This window comes from Burkholderia sp. MSMB1072 (assembly GCF_001524725.1).
Classification (GTDB): Bacteria; Pseudomonadota; Gammaproteobacteria; order Burkholderiales; family Burkholderiaceae; genus Burkholderia.
On the sequence record NZ_LOYC01000009.1, the window covers coordinates 480,209 to 496,501 of the forward strand.

General features: G+C 69.0%; 15 protein-coding genes and 1 pseudogene. 10 read left to right on the forward strand and 6 right to left on the reverse strand.

What is annotated here, in order from left to right; all coding sequences use genetic code 11:
* Nucleotides 1-94: 94 nt before the first annotated feature.
* Together WS89_RS04160 and WS89_RS04165 are read right to left on the reverse strand one after the other, a co-directional pair.
* Entirely contained in the window at nt 95-379 is a 285-nt protein-coding gene (locus WS89_RS04160) for a transcriptional regulator (RefSeq protein ID WP_082741794.1), read from the reverse strand.
* Between the two features lie 72 nt (nt 380-451).
* Nucleotides 452-1,327, reverse strand: coding sequence for a LysR family transcriptional regulator (locus tag WS89_RS04165; protein ID WP_059789586.1), 876 nt, complete (start codon nt 1,325-1,327; stop codon nt 452-454).
* A gap of 51 nt (nt 1,328-1,378) precedes the next feature.
* Between WS89_RS04165 and WS89_RS04170 the strand changes: the two genes are divergently transcribed.
* The 6 genes from WS89_RS04170 to WS89_RS04195 all read left to right on the forward strand — a co-directional run bounded on the left by WS89_RS04170 (nt 1,379) and on the right by WS89_RS04195 (nt 5,818).
* Entirely contained in the window at nt 1,379-1,657 is a 279-nt protein-coding gene (locus WS89_RS04170) for a hypothetical protein (protein WP_059789587.1), read from the forward strand.
* A gap of 197 nt (nt 1,658-1,854) precedes the next feature.
* Nucleotides 1,855-2,928 (forward strand): serine hydrolase, encoded by a 1,074-nt coding sequence (locus WS89_RS04175; RefSeq protein ID WP_059789588.1) that lies wholly within the window; start codon nt 1,855-1,857, stop codon nt 2,926-2,928.
* 45 nt (nt 2,929-2,973) lie between these two features.
* On the forward strand, nt 2,974-3,207 hold the full coding sequence (locus WS89_RS04180) for a DUF7661 family protein (RefSeq protein ID WP_059500329.1): 234 nt from the start codon (nt 2,974-2,976) through the stop codon (nt 3,205-3,207).
* Between the two features lie 71 nt (nt 3,208-3,278).
* Entirely contained in the window at nt 3,279-3,734 is a 456-nt protein-coding gene (locus WS89_RS04185; protein WP_059789589.1) for a MarR family winged helix-turn-helix transcriptional regulator, read from the forward strand.
* A gap of 66 nt (nt 3,735-3,800) precedes the next feature.
* Complete coding sequence (locus WS89_RS04190; RefSeq protein ID WP_059500327.1) at nt 3,801-4,364, forward strand: isochorismatase family protein; 564 nt, start codon at nt 3,801-3,803, stop codon at nt 4,362-4,364.
* The gene (locus WS89_RS04195; protein ID WP_059789590.1) at nt 4,361-5,818 is read left to right on the forward strand and encodes a DHA2 family efflux MFS transporter permease subunit; all 1,458 of its coding nucleotides are present in this window, start codon (nt 4,361-4,363) and stop codon (nt 5,816-5,818) included. Before WS89_RS04190 ends, WS89_RS04195 begins: the two co-directional genes overlap by 4 nt.
* A 31-nt stretch (nt 5,819-5,849) precedes the next feature.
* Here WS89_RS04195 and WS89_RS04200 read toward each other — a convergent pair whose 3' ends face one another.
* Nucleotides 5,850-6,449: a LysE family translocator gene (locus tag WS89_RS04200; protein ID WP_082741779.1), complete on the reverse strand. Its 600-nt coding sequence runs from the start codon at nt 6,447-6,449 to the stop codon at nt 5,850-5,852.
* 96 nt (nt 6,450-6,545) lie between these two features.
* Between WS89_RS04200 and WS89_RS04205 the strand changes: the two genes are divergently transcribed.
* Nucleotides 6,546-7,421, forward strand: a complete 876-nt coding sequence (locus WS89_RS04205) for a LysR substrate-binding domain-containing protein (protein WP_059789591.1) — start codon at nt 6,546-6,548, stop codon at nt 7,419-7,421.
* 12 nt (nt 7,422-7,433) lie between these two features.
* Here WS89_RS04205 and WS89_RS04210 read toward each other — a convergent pair.
* A pseudogene (locus WS89_RS04210) lies at nt 7,434-7,949 on the reverse strand (STAS domain-containing protein); the annotation flags it as partial.
* 114 nt (nt 7,950-8,063) lie between these two features.
* On the opposite strand from WS89_RS04210, the gene WS89_RS04215 reads away from it, so the two are divergent.
* Nucleotides 8,064-9,305 (forward strand): mechanosensitive ion channel family protein, encoded by a 1,242-nt coding sequence (locus WS89_RS04215; RefSeq protein ID WP_059789593.1) that lies wholly within the window; start codon nt 8,064-8,066, stop codon nt 9,303-9,305.
* Nucleotides 9,306-9,363: 58 nt separating this feature from the next.
* Here WS89_RS04215 and WS89_RS04220 read toward each other — a convergent pair whose 3' ends face one another.
* The gene (locus tag WS89_RS04220) at nt 9,364-10,785 is read right to left on the reverse strand and encodes an aminotransferase-like domain-containing protein (protein ID WP_059789594.1); all 1,422 of its coding nucleotides are present in this window, start codon (nt 10,783-10,785) and stop codon (nt 9,364-9,366) included.
* Nucleotides 10,786-10,936: 151 nt separating this feature from the next.
* Between WS89_RS04220 and WS89_RS04225 the strand changes: the two genes are divergently transcribed.
* Together WS89_RS04225 and WS89_RS04230 are read left to right on the forward strand one after the other, a co-directional pair.
* Nucleotides 10,937-13,261 carry an FdhF/YdeP family oxidoreductase gene (locus WS89_RS04225; protein ID WP_059789595.1) on the forward strand — a complete coding sequence of 775 codons (2,325 nt, stop codon included), beginning with the start codon at nt 10,937-10,939 and terminating at the stop codon, nt 13,259-13,261.
* Nucleotides 13,262-13,273: 12 nt separating this feature from the next.
* Nucleotides 13,274-14,194 carry a bestrophin family protein gene (locus WS89_RS04230; protein WP_059789596.1) on the forward strand — a complete coding sequence of 307 codons (921 nt, stop codon included), beginning with the start codon at nt 13,274-13,276 and terminating at the stop codon, nt 14,192-14,194.
* On the opposite strand, the gene WS89_RS04235 is transcribed toward WS89_RS04230, so the two are convergent.
* Nucleotides 14,187-16,238, reverse strand: coding sequence for an FUSC family protein (locus tag WS89_RS04235; RefSeq protein ID WP_059789736.1), 2,052 nt, complete (start codon nt 16,236-16,238; stop codon nt 14,187-14,189). The two genes, WS89_RS04230 and WS89_RS04235, sit on opposite strands and share 8 nt — an antisense overlap.
* Between the last annotated feature and the right edge of the window lie 55 nt (nt 16,239-16,293).

Here is a 16,293-nt window from a genome sequence, read left to right on the forward strand (position 1 = left end):
GACGTGCCGGCCCGTGCGCCACCCGCGCGGGCCGAACGCCCCGACCCGCCGTCGTTCGGTGACGAACGGGCCGCATCCGCGGCCCGTTTTTCGTTCATCCGGCGTCGTTCGCGCCGAACAGCTGCGCGCACACCGCGCGCCCTTCGTCGGTCAGTGCGGCGCTGCCGGTACCGTCCTCGTTCAGCGTCGTCGCGCTCAGGCCTGCGGCGTCGAGCTGCGTGAGCACGCGGCGCAGCGTGCTCATCGGCAGTTGCGTACGCTTCGCGATCTTCGGCAGCGACCACGCCTTGCCGGCCGGATCGCTCGCGGCTTCGTGCAGCGTCGCGAGCGTGGCAACGAGTGCGGGATCGAGCGGGGATGCGTCGGTTTCTGAAGTCATCGGTTCGGGTTCGTCGGCCGGCGTCGGCACCGGCATGCATTGAGAAAACGATCGCGGACACTATACGCCGCGTCACGCCCCCTTGAGCGCCGCGCGCATGAACGACACGAAACGCGCGGTGACGGGGTCGTCGCGATCGGACCGCCACGCGAGCCCCACGCGCCACTTCGCGTCCCGGCCGTCGAGCGGCAGCACCGTCGCGTCGCGCAGCAGGTACCGCGCGCTCGACGGGATGAACGCGACGCCGACGCCGGCCGCGACCGACGTCAGCACCGACTGCACGTCTTCCGCCTGCTGCATCACGTGCGGCACGAAGCGGCGCTCGACGCACCACCGGTCGATCTGTGCGGCCAGCCCCGGCCCGCGCGCACGCTGCAGCGCGATGAAGCCGATCTCGTTGAGCACGTCGAGGTTGGCCGGCACGCGCTTGAAGCCGAGATGCGGCGGCGCCGCGAGCGCGAGCGCTTCGTCGGTCACCTTGAACGACGACAGGCCTTCGTCGGCAGGCACACGCAGGAAGCCCGCGTCGAGCTTGCCGGCGCGCAGCCGGCGCGTCTGTTCGGACGACGACAGATCGCTCAGCGTCACCGCGATACTCGGATTGCAACGGCGGAATTCGGCGATCAGCTTCGGCACGAGCGTGAGCACGGACAAGCAGATGCCGAGTCGCAAGTGCCCGCGCTGCCCGCTCGTTGCTTCCCGCGCACGCGCCAGGATTTCGTCGGCATCGCGCACGAGCGCCTGCGCGTCGGGCAGGAAGCGTTCGCCGAACGGCGTCAGTTCCGCGCCATGCCGGCCGCGCTCGAACAGCTTGCCGCCGAGGCTCGCCTCGAGCGCGCCGATCTGCTTGCTGAGCGCAGGCTGGCTCATATGCAACGCATCGGCCGCACGGCTGAAATGGCACAGCTCGGTGACCGTCAGGAACGTGCGCAACAGTCTAAGTTCCATTCTTCAACGGAATCGTAATGATCGAAATATTCATTTTACCGATCGAATGCAATGGCGTTCAATACGGACATGCCCTTCCCGGAATTCACCGTCATGTCTCTCGATCCAGCGGCCGACTGCGTGGCCGAGCCATCATCCGATGTCGCGGATACAACCGCATGCCCCGTCGTCGCCGATGCGCGCGCACCGAAGCGTCGCGCCAAATGCACGAACGGGCGCAGCCGCCGCTTCCGCTTCGGCGACGCGCTGGAAGACGCGCCGCCACGCGCGGTGACGGGTTCGATCGCGATCAGTTTTGCGGTCGTGTCGCGGCGGAACTGGCCGCGCTGAACCGCACACCCGCCCGCTTTTCATCCCACGCGCACCGCTGTCCGGCAGCGCGAAAACGACGGAAATCCTCCCGTATCACGCGTCATTGCACGTCATCCGATCGTCATCGCGCGGCGATCGACCGTATAATTTCCCGCACCCGCTGACCGCCCACACGTTCCGCGCAGCCGCATCGCGCGTGAAAAGGAGACTTTCGCTTGACCGGCCTCATCGCGCGCCTGCCTCGCGCCCGGACCACCCTGATCCTCGCCCTTTCGTTCCTGGTGCTCGCATTCGCCACGAACGCGTCCGCGCAAAGCGTGCAGCCGCATCGCACCCAGCCGCATGCGCACACGAAGGCCGTCAAGAAGAAGCCCCATCGCAAGAAAAAGGCCGTCAAGCATCGCCGCCCGCGCGTGACGCATCAAGCGGTCAAACGCCACGCGGCACCCGCACCGCAGCAGCGGCGCGCGAAACGCACGACGGCCGTGCGGCCGCGCCCGCCCGCCAAACCGAAGCTGCTCGCCAGTTGCGGCTACACGCCGCGCGCGGTCCGGTCGCTGCATTCGCGCGCGGCCTACGTGCTCGACGTCGATTCCGGCACCCCGCTGCTGGCCCGCAATGCGCGCGCCGTACGGCCGATCGCATCGATCTCGAAACTGATGACGGCCGTCGTCGCGCGCGACGCCGATCGTCCGCTGAACGGCGTGCTGCGCGTGACCGCGCGCGATCGCGACACGATCAAGTTCACCGGTTCGCGCCTGCAGGTCGGCTCGGAACTGTCGCGCCGCGAGATGTTCCATATCGCGCTGATGTCGTCGGAGAACCGCGCGGCCGCCGCGCTGAGCCGTGACTATCCGGGCGGGCGCACCGCGTTCGTCAAGGCGATGAACCGCGAAGCGCGCCGGCTCGGCATGCGGCATACGCACTTCCGCGAGCCGACCGGCCTGTCGCCGCACAACGTGTCGACGGCGGAAGATCTCGCGCGGCTCGTCGGCGCGGCCGCGCAGGATCCGCTGATCCGCTATTTCTCCACCGATCTATCGACCACCGTGCGCCCCGGCAACGGCGAACTCGTATACGTCAACTCCGACCCGCTCGTGCGCTACCGCCGCCTGCCGATCCGGCTGCAGAAAACCGGCTTCATCAACGAATCGGGGCACGGCGTCGTGATGCGCATGCGCGTGAAAGGCCGCCGCGAAACGGTCGTGCTGCTCGGCGCACCGACGCGTGCCGGCGTATCGAGCGACGCAATCCGGATCCATCGCTGGCTGTCCTGCTCGATCCGGTAACCGCGCCCGGGCAGCCGGCGCGTTCACGCCTACGGGAGCGACGTCATGCAGCACGAATACCGCTTCAACGCGTTCGGCCGGCTGCTCGCCGTCGTGCGCACGAACGGCCGCTGGGCCGTGTTCGATCTCGGCGCCGATGGCAAGCGGCGCCCGGCCAATCTGCAGATCCCGTCGACGCTCGCCGCCGACGAACTTGGCCAGTACCTCGGCGATCTGCTGCACGAAAACGCGACCCCGCGATACAGCGAAGTCGTACCGATCGCGAATCGACGCGCGTAATCGCGCCTGGCAGCGCCGCCAGCCGGCGACCAATTCGACAGTTAAACTTGCAAGTTTAACTGTCGTGTTCTATGCTTCGCCGCATGAACCCGCCACGCAAACCCGGCGTTTCCGCCGAAACCGTCGCCGCCGACCTGACCCTCGCGGTCGGCCAGCTCATCCGCCGGCTGCGCTCCGAGATCGATTCCGAAGGGCTCGGCATGTCCCAGACGAGCGCGCTCGCACGGCTCGAACGCCACGGGCCGATGACGACCGCCGATCTCGCGCGCGCCGAGGCGATGAAGCCGCAGTCGATGAAGGCGATCCTCGCAAGCCTCGAGGAAGACGCGCTCGTCGAGCGCGAACCGCATCCGACCGACGGCCGCCAGATCCTGTTCAAACTCACCGCCGCCGGCGTCGACGCGCGACGCAAGCGCCACGCCGCGAAACACCGATGGCTCGGCGCCGCGATCGAGAAGCTCGACCCGCAAGACATCGACACGCTTGCCGCGGCCATCCCGCTGATCCGCCGCATCGGCGAGCAATGAACCGGCCCGTGCGCCACGCGGCATACGCGCGCACGGCTTTCCTCGTCCCTTCCCCGGAGTCCCATCATGAGCGCAACCCGTCTCGACACGAACACGGCGCTGGTCGTCATCGACCTGCAGAAAGGCATCGTCGCCCTCCCCACCGCGCACCCGGTCGCACCGGTGATCGCCCGCACCCGCGAACTGCTCGACGCATTCCGCAGCCGCGGCCTGCCGGTCGTGCTGGTCAACGTCGCGGGCGGCGCACCGGGCCGCACCGAGCAACCGCCGCGCACGGCGCAGCTCCCCGCCGACTGGACCGAACTCGTGCCCGAACTGAACCGCCAGCCGACCGACCACGTCGTGACGAAGCGGACCTGGGGCGCCTTCACCGGCACCGGTCTCGACGCGCATCTGAAGGCAGCCGGCGTCACGCAGATCGTGCTGACCGGCGTCGCGACGAGCATCGGCGTCGAATCGACCGCGCGGCAGGCGCACGAACTCGGCTACAACGTGACGCTCGCCGTCGACGCGATGACCGACCTCAACGCGGACGCGCACGTCAACAGCGTCGAGCGGCTGTTCCCGCGCCTCGGCGAAACGGGCACGACGCAGGACATCGTCGCGCTGCTCGACCGGCGCGGCGCGTGAGCGACGAGCGCATCCGGCCGGCGCCGGGCCACGCGGCCGGCCGGCTCGATCCGTCGATCTGGAAAGTCAGCGCGGTTGCGACGCTCGGCTCGCTGCTGTCGCAGCTCGATGCGACGATCGTCAACGTGTCGCTGTCGAGTCTCGCGACCGACCTGCATGCCAGCCTGTCGACGATCCAGTGGGTGACGAGCGGCTACCTGCTCGCGCTGACGCTGGTGCTGCCGCTGAACGGCTGGCTCGTCGACCGCATCGGTGCGAAGGCGCTCTACCTGTGGTGCTTCTCGGCGTTCACGCTTACGTCGGCGCTGTGCGGGCTCGCGTGGTCCGCGCCGTCGCTGATCGCGTTCCGCGTGTTGCAAGGCGTCAGCGGCGGCTTGCTCGCGCCGATGGCGCAGATGATGATCGCGCGCGTCGCCGGCCAGCAGATGGCGCGCGTGATCGGCTACGCGGCGGTGCCGGTGCTGCTCGCGCCGATCCTCGGCCCGGTCGTGGCCGGCGCGATCCTGCAGCACATGTCGTGGCGCTGGCTGTTTCTGGTGAATCTGCCCGTCGGCGCGCTCGCGCTCGCACTGGCCGCGCGGTTCCTGCCCGGCGACCGGGACGATGCGCCGCGGCGCGCACTCGACTGGATCGGCCTCGCGTTGCTGTCGCCGGGCCTCGTGCTGTTCCTGTACGGCGTCGAGCGGATCGGCTCGGCGCCCGGCATCGCGGCGGTCGCAAGCTCGGCGCTGCTGCTCGTCGCGTTCCTGCGCTTCGAGCGCCGCCAGGGCGAGCATGCGCTGATCGATCTCGCACTGTTTCGCTCGCGCGTGTTCGGCGCGGCAGCCAGCACGCAATTCCTGTCGAACGGTGCGCTGTATGCAGGCCAGATGCTGATTCCCGTGTTCCTGATCCAGGCATGCGGGCGTACCCCGGGCGAAATGGGCTGGCTGCTCGCGCCGCTCGGGCTCGGCATGCTCGTCACCTATCCGTCGATGGGCGCGCTGACGAGCCGGTTTGGCGTACGCCGGCTGGCCGCGGCCGGCGCCCTGCTCGCACTCCTCGCCACGCTGCCGTTCGTGTTCCTCTCGCTGACCGGCTACGATCCACTCGTGCTCGTGCCGGCGCTGTTTCTGCGCGGCATGGGCCAGAGCGCGATCGGCGCGCCGTCGATCACCGCCGCGTATGCGTCGGTCGAGCGCCGTAACCTGCCGATGGCGACCACGTCGCTCAACATCGTGCAACGGCTCGGCGGCCCGACGTTCACGACGTTATGCACGCTGTTTCTCGCGTGGCGGCTGCAGGCCGAGTCGACGTCGGCGGGCGGCACGCAGGCCGTCGCGTATGCATGGGCGTTCGGGCTGCTGTGTGCGCTGCATGCGGCGAGCTTCGCGACGACGCTGCGGCTGCCGTTGCGCTCGGCTGGCGCAGGCGGCGACGGACGAGCCCGCAACACACCGGCCGGTTCGCGCTGAAGACGGGCCGCGCCGCGTGCGCGGCCTCCCGCTAAGGCAACCACATCGGCACGATCGACGCCACGAGCAACAAGCCGAGCCCCGCATTCAGGCAGCGCCACTGCCGCTCCGTACGCAACACGCGTGCGAACAGCAGCCCGGCGAGGCACCACAGCGACAACGACGCCATCGCAGCCACGCCGAATGCGAAGCCGAGCAGCACGCCGAGCCGTGCCGGCCCCGACGCCAGCGCCGCGAACGATGCGGCCGCGCCGAGCGTCATCGCCCAGCCTTTCGGGTTGTGCCACAGCATCCACACGCCGCTCACGAACCCTTGCGGCCGATGCACGTCGACATCGAGCCGCGGCTTGCCGCCACGGCCGATGCGCACGGCCAGCCACATCAGGTATGCCGAGCCGACCGCTTTCATCGCGAGCTGCAACGCAGGCAGCGCGAGCAGCACACTGCCGAGGCCGGCGGCAGCCGCCGCCGCCATCGACGCGAGGCCAGCCGCGATGCCCGCCATCAACGGCAACGAACGCCGATAGCCGAAATGGGCGCCCGACGCGGTCGCGAGCGTCGTCGCGCCGCCCGGCGTCACGGTGGACACGATCACGAACAGCATCAGCGGGAAATAGTCATGAAGCGGCACGAGGGCTCCCGGTCGTCGTCACGGAAACCCTGTTTTTACCTGCGATTTCGTCATTACGACAGCGAAAGCTTTTTATGCTACCCATTAGCATTCATAATGCGACGCATGGCACGCAATCTCGACCTCGCGCTGCTGCGCGCATTCGTCTCGGTCGCCGATCATCGCAGCATGACGGCAGCCGGCCATGCGCTGCATCTGACGCAAGGCGCGATCAGCCAGCAGATCGCGAGGCTCGAAACGCTGTCCGGGCCGCTGTTCGTTCGCGAGCATCGCAACCTGCTGCTGACGGCGGCCGGCGAGCGGCTGCTCGAACAGGCGCGCCGGCTGCTCGCCGCTCACGATGCGCTGCTCGCCGACCTGAGCGCCGGCGCGGTGGAAGGCGCGGTGCGTCTCGGTGCGCCGCAGGATCTGGTCGGCACCTGTCTCGCACCGATCCTGAAAAGCTATGCGCATGCGCATCCGCAGGTCGCGCTCACGCTCGTGTGCGCGGCGTCGCCGGAGTTGCGGCGCGGACTCAAGCACGGCGAGCTCGACGTCGCGCTGATCGAGGCGCCGGTCGGGTCGTCGCGCGGCGAGTGCATCGCCGTCGACCGGCTGGTGTGGGTCGGCGCGAAAGGCGGCATCGCGCATCGGCACTCGCCGCTGCCGGTATCGATGGTCGCGCAGACCTGCGCATTCCGCCCGACGGTGCTCGACGCACTACGCAGCTGCGATCGCCCGTGGCGCACCGTGTTCGAGAACGGCAGCCTCGATGCAACGGCCGCGACCGTGCGCGCCGATCTTGCCGTGACCGTCTGGCTCGCGTCCACCGTGCCGCCCGATCTCGACATCCTGTCGGCCGGCAGCGGCCTGCCCGCCCTGCCGAATTTCTCGATCGACCTGCACGTGCCGCGCGGCCAGCACACGCCCGCCGCGACGGAGCTGGCCCGCTACCTGCGCAACGGCTTCGCGCGGCTGCGCGCGGTCGCGTAGCGGCGCTGCCCGCTACACCGTGCCCGGCTCCTGCGGCGCGGGCATCGTGCCCGCCGCCTCGAGCGCCTGATGCAGCGTGGCGAAGATGCACGACGCACCGACCACGTCGGTGATCCCATGACGATCCATGTCCGCGCGCAGATAGCGGTTTACGCGCCCGAACAGCACGCCGATCCCGCGCGCATGCAGCGTCCTGACGAGATCGGCCAGGGTCCGCGCGGCCGAATAGTCGACATCGGTGATCGCCCCCGCATCGACGACGAACCAGCGCGGCGGCACCGGCACCGCATCGACGAGCGCGGTCACTTCGGCAGCGAACAGATGATCGTTCGCGAAGAACAGGTCGGCACCGAACCGGTAGACGATCAACCCGGGCGCCGTCATCGCGCCGCGCCGGGCGGGCACTGGCTGCCACCGGCCGTTGCCGGCGACGGGTTCGAGCACCATCGTGTGCGGCTGGTAGCTGTGGCGCACGTGCCGCATCAGCGACAACGCAACGGCCAGCAGGATGCCCTGTTCGACGCCGACGGCACGCATCCGGAACCCGATGGCACAATCACGGTCCCTTTCATGCGCCCTTCACCGGGCGCGCGCCGCATCGCGGCGCCGATTCAACGCACAAGAAGGCCCCAGTCCACCCCTATGACCCTGAATGAATCCTCGTTGACGCCGCTCGTCGGCATCGTCGTCCTGCTCGCCGCCGCCGGCGCGGTCACCGCCGTCGTCCACTTCCTGCTGTTTCGCGTGGTCGCGCGTCTCGCGCGGCTGTCCGCCACGCGTGTCGACGACGCGCTGTTCGAATTCGGCGCGTTCAAATGGCTGAACCGCATCGTCCCGTTCGTCGTGATCAAGCTCGGGCTCGGCGCGGTGCCCGGCATGCCGGGCCTGGTCGCGCAGGTCGCCGACAAGGTGCTGTTCGCGCTGATCGTGTTCCTCGTGACGATGACCATCAGCGCGACGCTGTCCGCGCTCGAGCATACGCACCGCACGTCGCAGCGCGACCAGCCGCGCCTGTCGCTGAAAGGCGCGATGCAGCTCGTCAAGCTGGTGATGTTCATCACGGCCGCGCTCGTCGTGATCGGCGACGCGACCGGCAAGCAGATCGGCCTGCTGCTGTCCGGCATCGGCGCGATGTCCGCGGTGCTGATGCTGATCTTCAAGGACACGCTGCTCGGCCTCGTCGCCGGCGTGCAGCTGTCGTCGAACGACATGCTGCGGATCGGCGACTGGATCACGATGCCGTCGGCCGGGGCGGACGGCACGGTCATCGACATCACGCTGAACACCGTCAAGGTCGCGAACTTCGATCACACGATCATCACGGTGCCGACGTGGAAGCTGATCACCGAGAGCTACCAGAACTGGCGCGGGATGACCGAAGCGGGCGGCCGCCGCATCAAGCGCGCGCTGTTCGTCGATGCGACGAGCGTGCGCTTTCTCACGAACGACGAGATCGAACGGCTCGAACGCCTGACGCTGCTGAAGGACTATCTCGAGGACAAGGTCGACGCGATCGAGCAATGGAACGGCACGCTCGGCGCGGCCGGCGACTGCCCGGCGAACCGCCGCCAGTTGACGAATCTCGGCACGTTCCGCGCGTACGTCGCGAACTACCTGAAGGGCCATCCGCGCATTCGCCGCGACATGACGAACATGGCGCGACAACTGCCGCTCACGGCCGAGGGCATTCCGCTCGAACTGTACTGCTTCACCGATACGACGACGTGGGTCGACTACGAAACCATCCAGGCCGACCTGTTCGACCATCTGATCGCGGTGCTGCCTGAATTCGGGCTGCGCGTGTACCAGCATCCGTCGGGCTTCGACATGCGGCAGATGGCCGACGCCGCGCAAGCCGGGCTGCACGCGCCGCGCGCGGCTTGATAGCGGCCACGACGGCCGGCCGCCAGCGGCCGTCTGCCCCGCCGTCGGGCAGCGGCGCTCACCGCGCCGCGCACTCCGACGCGAGCCGCCCCAGCACCTTCAGCGCGTCCTCGATCTGCCGCGACCACGGGTAGCTGTAGTTGAGCCGGATGAAATGACGGTAATCGGTGCCGGCCGAGAACATGTGCCCGGGCCCGACCGTGATCCGCTGCGCGAGCGCCAGCGTATACAGCTTCATCGCGTCGACCTGCGGCGGCAGTTCGACCCACAGCACATAGCCGCCCTGCGGCTGCGACAGCCGCGTGCCTTCCGGGAAGAAACGCCGCACCATCGCACTCATCAGGCTCGCCTGCTGCGCATACTGCTTGCGCATGCGCCGCAGGTGAAAATCGTAGCCGTCGTATTTCAGGTATTCGGCGATCGCGAGTTGCTCGATCGCGGGCGTCGCGAGCGTGTTCAGGAATTTCAGCTTCTCGACCTGGTCGCGATAACGGCCCGGCATCGCCCAGCCGATCCGGTAGCGCGGCGACAGGCTCTTCGTGAACGACGCGCAATGCAGCACCAGTCCGTCGCGATCGAACGACTTCAGTGCGCTCGGCGCCGTGTCGCCGAAGTGCAGCTCGTGATAGACGTCGCTCTCGATCGCCGGCACGCCGTGCTTCGCGAGCAGTTCGACCAGCGCGCGCTTGCGCGCATCGGGCATCTGGAAGCCGAGCGGATTCTGGAAATTCGGCATCACCATGCATGCGGCGACGGGCTCGCGCGCGAGGACCCGCTCGAGCGCGTCGAGATCGATGCCGTCGCCCGGGTGCGTCGCGATCTCCAGCGCGCGCATGCCCATCCGCTCGATCGCGTGCAGCATCGCGTAGAACGTCGGCGACTCCACCGCGATCGTGTCGCCCGGCTTCGCCACCGCCTGCAGGCACAGGTTGATCGCCTCGGTCGCGCCGATCGTCATCACGATCTCGCCCGGCTCGACCGCGACGCCGCGCTCCGCATAGCGCCGCGCGATCTGGCGGATCAACTCCTGATTGCCGGGCGGCAGGTCGTCGATCACGCCCCAGCGCGTGCGTCGCCGCCCGATCGTCTGCGCATAGCGCGCGAGGCGCTGCACCGGAAACTGGGACGCGTCGGGATACGGCGAGCCGAGCGGCACCGCGTCGTCGCGCGCGATCGAGCGCAGCGTCGACAGCACGAGCCGGCTCACGTCCACGGCCGACGGCTCGGCGGCGGGTGCGGAGACATGCAGCTCGGCCTCGGCCGGCGCCGCCGCGCGCGCCCGCACGAAGTAGCCCGACTGCGGCCGGCTTTCGATCAGGCCGCGGCTTTCCAGCACGAGGTACGCGCGCAGCACGGTCGTGACGCTGAGCTGCTGCTGCCGGCTCGCCTGCCGCACCGACGGAATCCGTTCGCCGGGCCGGTACACGCCTCGCTCGATCTGCGCCTGGAGATCGTCGGCCAGTTGTTCGTAACGCTTCACGTGCCTCCTTTCAGCTTCCCTTCAGCAACACAGTTGCGATCCGCATGGTATGAATGGCCGAAACTGTACTCTTTTTTGAAGTGAACAGGTGTACACACAGCGGTACGGGCGCCGCGCGTACTCTGCACGCATCGACCCCGACACCCGCATCATGAAAAAGAAATCCGCCACCGCGCGCATCGAACCGTATACCCATCCGGCCGCCGGCTGGGGCGCGCTGAAAGCCGTCACGATCAACCTGATCAAGGAAAAGGTCGCCGGCGGCAACTACCGCACGCTGCTGCGCCAGAACCAGCCGGACGGCTTCGACTGCCCGGGCTGTGCATGGCCCGACCGCCAGCACGCATCGACGTTCGAATTCTGCGAGAACGGCGTGAAGGCCGTGGCCGCGGAAGCGACGAGCAAGCGCGTGACGCCCGACTTCTTTGCCGCGCACACGGTGACCGAACTGCTCGAACAGTCGGATTTCGAACTCGAACAGCACGGGCGGCTCACCGACCCGATGGTGTACGACGCGCAGACCGACCGCTACGTGCCGATCGCGTGGGACGACGCGTTCGAGCTGATCGCGCGCCACCTGCGCGCGCTGCCGGACCCGAACCAGGCCGCGTTCTACACGTCCGGCCGCGCCAGCAACGAGGCCGCGTTCCTGTACCAGCTGTTCGTGCGGCGATACGGCACGAACAACTTCCCCGACTGCTCGAACATGTGCCACGAGGCGACGAGCCGCGGGCTGCCGGCGTCGGTCGGCGTCGGCAAGGGCACCGTCACGCTCGACGATTTCGAGCATGCCGACACGCTGCTGATCTTCGGCCAGAACCCCGCGACCAACCATCCGCGGATGATGGGCGAGCTGCGCGAGTGCGCGAAGCGCGGCGCGACGATCGTGTCGATCAACCCGCTGAAGGAGCGCGGCCTCGAACGCTTCGCCGATCCGCAAAGCCCGCTCGAGATGCTGACGATGTCGGGCACGAAGATCGCATCGACGTTCATCCAGCCGACGATCGGCGGCGATTTCGCGCTGATCAAGGGGATGGCCAAGCGCGTGCTCGAACTCGACGACGCCGCGCGCGCCGCCGGTGCGCCGCGCGTGCTCGACACCGCGTTCATCGGCGCGCACACGGCCGGCTTCGACGTGTTCGCCGATGATCTGCGCAACGAAAGCTGGTCCGCGCTGACGGCCGAAAGCGGCGTGCCGTACGAGCAGATCGACGCGCTCGCGCAGCTCTATGCACGCAGCGAACGCGTGATCGCGACGTGGGGCATGGGCATCACGCAGCACAAGCATTCGGTCGCGACGGTGCAGATGCTGACGAACCTGATGCTGATGCGCGGCAACATCGGCCGCCCCGGCGCCGGCCTGTGCCCGGTGCGCGGCCACTCGAACGTGCAGGGCAACCGCACGGTCGGCATCGAGGAAAAGCCGTCGCAGGCGTTCCTCGACCGGCTCGGCCACGTGTTCGATTTCGAACCGCCGCGCCATCACGGCTACGACGTCGTCGAGACGATCGAAGGGATGCTCGACGGCCGTGTGAAGGTGCTGATCGGTCTGGGCGGCAATTTCGCGATGGCGACGCCCGACACGCCGCGCACGTGGGAAGGCATGCGGCGCTGCGCACTGTCCGTGCACATCACGACGAAGCTGAACCGCAGCCACCTGATCCACGGCCGCGACGCGCTGATCCTGCCGACGCTCGGCCGCACCGAGATCGACCTGCAGGACGGCGTCGCGCAAGGCGTGACGGTCGAGGATTCGATGAGCATGGTCCACGTGTCGTACGGGATGAACAAGCCGGCCTCGCCGAACCTGATGTCGGAGCCCGCGATCGTCGCGCACATGGGCCACGCGCTGTTCGGCAGCGGCACGATCGACTGGCTCGCATACAAGGACGATTACGCGAAGATCCGCGACGCGATCGAGGCGACCGTCGACGGCTTCCACGACTACAACGCACGCATCGCGCGGCCCGGCGGCTTCCACCTGCGCGTCGCGTCGCGCGAGCGCGAATGGCTGACGCCGACGGCCAAGGCGAACTTCATCGCGCACGCGCTGCCGACCGACACGCCGATCCAGCGCGCCCGCGCGCTGCACGGCGACCGGCTGATGACGCTGATGACGACGCGCTCGCACGACCAGTACAACACGACCGTCTACGGGCTCGACGACCGCTATCGCGGCGTGTTCGGCCAGCGCCGCGTGGTGTTCGTCAACCGCGACGATCTCGCGATGCTCGGCCTGAAGGCCGGCGAATGGGTCGACATGGAAACCGTGTGGCACGACGGCATCGAGCGGCGCGCGGACGGCTTCCTGCTCGTCGAGTACGACATTCCGCGCGGCTGCATCGGCGCGTACTACCCGGAAACCAACCCGCTCGTGCCGCTCGACAGCGTCGGCGACGTGTGCAACACGCCGACGTCGAAATCGGTGCCCGTGCTGCTGCATCGCGCGGCGGCGCCCGCCTCGATCGCCGCCTGACGGAGCACGACGATGATCGTTCGTCCTCGCGAGCACTGGCTGCGGATGCTGCTCGTCTGGAACGGCTCGGTGCTGCCGACCATCCTGCCGCAGCTCGTGCTGACGCTCGCGATCAGCCTCGTCGCGGTCTGGGGCGGCGGCCGCGTGCTCGGCGAGAAGGTGCCGCTGAACCCGACGCCGTTCACGCTGATCGGCCTGACGCTCGCGATCTTCGCCGGGTTTCGCAACAACGCCAGCTACGAACGCTATCGCGAAGGCCGGCAGCTGTGGGGCGGCGTGCTGACCGCCACGCGCACGCTGGTATCGCAGGCGCTCTGCTACGGCGCGCTCGACCGTGACGACGCCTCGCGCCGCGCATTCGTGCGCATGGTCGTCGCGTTCGTCTACGCGCTCAAGCACCAGTTGCGCGGCACCGATCCGGCCGCGGACCTGCGCGCGCTGCTCGACGGCGCCACCTACGCGCGCGTCGCCGCTTCCCGGTTTCGCCCGATCGTCATCGTGCACGCGCTGCGCGAAGCGTTCGCCGCGCGCGCCGATGCGGGCCATCTCGCCGACACGCGCCTGTGGATGCTCGATGCGCGCCTCGACGATCTCGTCGCGATGGTGAGCGGCTGCGAGCGTATCGCGTCGACGCCGATTCCGTTTTCATACGACGTGCTGCTGCACCGGACCATCTACGCGTATTGCGTGTTGTTGCCGTTCGGCCTCGTCGACTCGATCGGCGCGGCGACACCTTTTGTAACAGTTTTCGTCGCCTATACGCTGATCGCGCTCGACGCAATCGCGCATGCGATCGCCGAGCCGTTCGGCGACGGCCCGAACCATCTCGCGCTCGATGCGATGACGCGGCAGATCGAGCGCACGCTGCTCGAACTGAACCGCGAGCCGCTGCCGGCCGAGGTGACGCCCGGCCCGTCCTACCGCCTCACCTGAGCGGCCATCCTGCCCGATCGCGGCGGCCGCGCAGGAAGTCGCCATGCGCGGCCGCCGCATCCGCGATCCGCCGCAGCAGGACCACGCCGTGCAGCAACGCATGGGCGGCGTCGCCGTCGCGCGCGGCCACGCGCCGTCGCAACAGGCCGGCCGCGGCGTCGCAAGTTCGCTCGAGCCGCGCGAAATCCGCCCGTGCGACGCGCCCACGCACCGCCGCCGCCGCACGGCGTGCGGCCGGTTCGCGCGTGGCCAGCTCGGCGAGCGACAGCAGGCTGTCGCCGATTCCCCAGATCGCGAGCAGATCGCGCATATCGTGCTCGATCAGCGTCTGCGGCACGCTACCCGCGAACCCGAGCTCGCGTGCGAGACGGTCGGCCGTGCGGCTCAGCCACACGCTCGCCGACCACGCCCGCGGATCGCGCGCGATCCGCGCCAGGTCGCGGCGCACCGCGCGATGCAGGCGTCGCCGGCTCGTACCCGGATCGCCGGGAAACACCAGCGCGAATACCAACGCGCCGAACGCGATGCCGAGCAGCGTCGCGAGCGCGCTGTTCAGAAACGCGGCATCGCCGATCCGCGTCGTGTTGTTCGGCGACGTGAAATTCCAGAAAAAGATCGAGAACGCGCTGCCCATCGCGGCCGTGCGCGGATGGCGTATCGCAAGGCCGGTGCCGATCAGGAACACGCCGAGGATGTAGGCCAGCATCTCGAAGCCCGACACCGCAGGCAACAGCGCGAAGTTGCAGACGACGCCCGCGACCGCCGCGCATGCCGTGCCTTTCAGGAAACCGAAGATCGCCCGCACCGAATTGGGACGTGTCGAGAACAGCGCGCTCACCACGGCCGTGATCGCGACGAACCCGCCGCCCGCCGGCCACGCGGTGAAGATCCAGATCGCCGACGCGGCCAGCACCGCGATGAACGCGCGGACGCCGTTGTTACACGCGAGCACCGGATCGCGGTGGAACGCGTAGCGCACGCGTGCAGGCGGCGGCGCCGGCCGGTCGAGCAATGCCTGGCTCGCGAATGCACGGTCGAAGCCGCCGAGCAGCGCCGACAGCCGATCGAGCGTGAGCAGGCGCGACGTGTCCGGGCCGGCCGGCGCGGCCGCTTCGGCACGCAGTGCGTCGTCCACGCATGCGCGCAGCGCGGCCATCTCGTGCCCGGCGTCGCCCGATACGGCGACCCGGTCGAGCACGCGTGCCGCCTCGTCGACGAGCGGTTCCGGCGCATCGCCGCCGCGCGCCGCATGCTCGCGGATCGCCTGCCCCGCGGCTTGCGCGGCGAGCACGCCGAGCGCCGCCGCGCGCAGATGGCCGATCATATTGCGCACCGGCGGCGCGCCGGCCGCCGCATATTCGGCCGCCGTATCGAGTTCGAGCGCGTCCGCGAACAACCGGTGCACGGCCGCGTCGTTCGGCTCGCGGCGCAGCGCGTCCGCGCCGACCGTCACCGCGCGGTCGAGATAGCGCGCGAGTCGCGTGCGGACATCCTTCAGCGGCGCGCCGGGTGCGAAGACCGTTTCGAACAGCGCACCGCACAGGATGCCGACCACCACGTACAGAAACCGCGCGACGGCGATGTCGAACGCATGCAGCGGCGCGGATACCGCGTCCATCGCGACGATCGCGGCCGTATAGCCCGCGAGCACCGCCGCATATGCACGAAAATTCCGCTGGAACGTCGCGATGGCCGCGCACAGGCCGATCCACGCGGCGAGCGCGGGCAGGAACAATTGGGGCGTCTGCGCGAATGCGCTGGTCAGCGCGAGCGCCACGACCGCACCGATCGCGGTGCCGAGAATCCGGTACTGGCTCTTCGACAGCCCCATTCCGCGGCTGCCCTGCGCGACGATCCACACGGTCGAGGCGGCCCATATCGGATCGTCGAGATTCATCCGGAACGCGATATAGAGCGCGGTCAACGACGCGGCGGTATTGCGGAGTGCGAATGCAAGCGCGCCGGGCGGCAGCGTCGGACGCGCGTCGCGCAGCGCGGCCCGGACGGCCGCGAGCGGCGGCATGCTGGGGAAAGCGAATTTCATCCGGCGAGCATACGGTCGCGCGGCGGCCGCCACTACGGGGCGCGGGCAGGATGCG

Coding starts and splice junctions, on each gene's coding strand:
- WS89_RS04160 (WP_082741794.1), bottom strand. CDS start 379: ATGACTTCAGAAACCGACGCATCCCCGCTCGATCCCGCACTCGTTGCC.
- WS89_RS04180 (WP_059500329.1), top strand. CDS start 2,974: ATGCAGCACGAATACCGCTTCAACGCGTTCGGCCGGCTGCTCGCCGTC.
- WS89_RS04235 (WP_059789736.1), bottom strand. CDS start 16,238: ATGAAATTCGCTTTCCCCAGCATGCCGCCGCTCGCGGCCGTCCGGGCC.
- WS89_RS04185 (WP_059789589.1), top strand. CDS start 3,279: ATGCTTCGCCGCATGAACCCGCCACGCAAACCCGGCGTTTCCGCCGAA.
- WS89_RS04215 (WP_059789593.1), top strand. CDS start 8,064: ATGACCCTGAATGAATCCTCGTTGACGCCGCTCGTCGGCATCGTCGTC.
- WS89_RS04205 (WP_059789591.1), top strand. CDS start 6,546: ATGCGACGCATGGCACGCAATCTCGACCTCGCGCTGCTGCGCGCATTC.
- WS89_RS04230 (WP_059789596.1), top strand. CDS start 13,274: ATGATCGTTCGTCCTCGCGAGCACTGGCTGCGGATGCTGCTCGTCTGG.
- WS89_RS04165 (WP_059789586.1), bottom strand. CDS start 1,327: ATGGAACTTAGACTGTTGCGCACGTTCCTGACGGTCACCGAGCTGTGC.
- WS89_RS04225 (WP_059789595.1), top strand. CDS start 10,937: ATGAAAAAGAAATCCGCCACCGCGCGCATCGAACCGTATACCCATCCG.
- WS89_RS04190 (WP_059500327.1), top strand. CDS start 3,801: ATGAGCGCAACCCGTCTCGACACGAACACGGCGCTGGTCGTCATCGAC.
- WS89_RS04170 (WP_059789587.1), top strand. CDS start 1,379: ATGGCGTTCAATACGGACATGCCCTTCCCGGAATTCACCGTCATGTCT.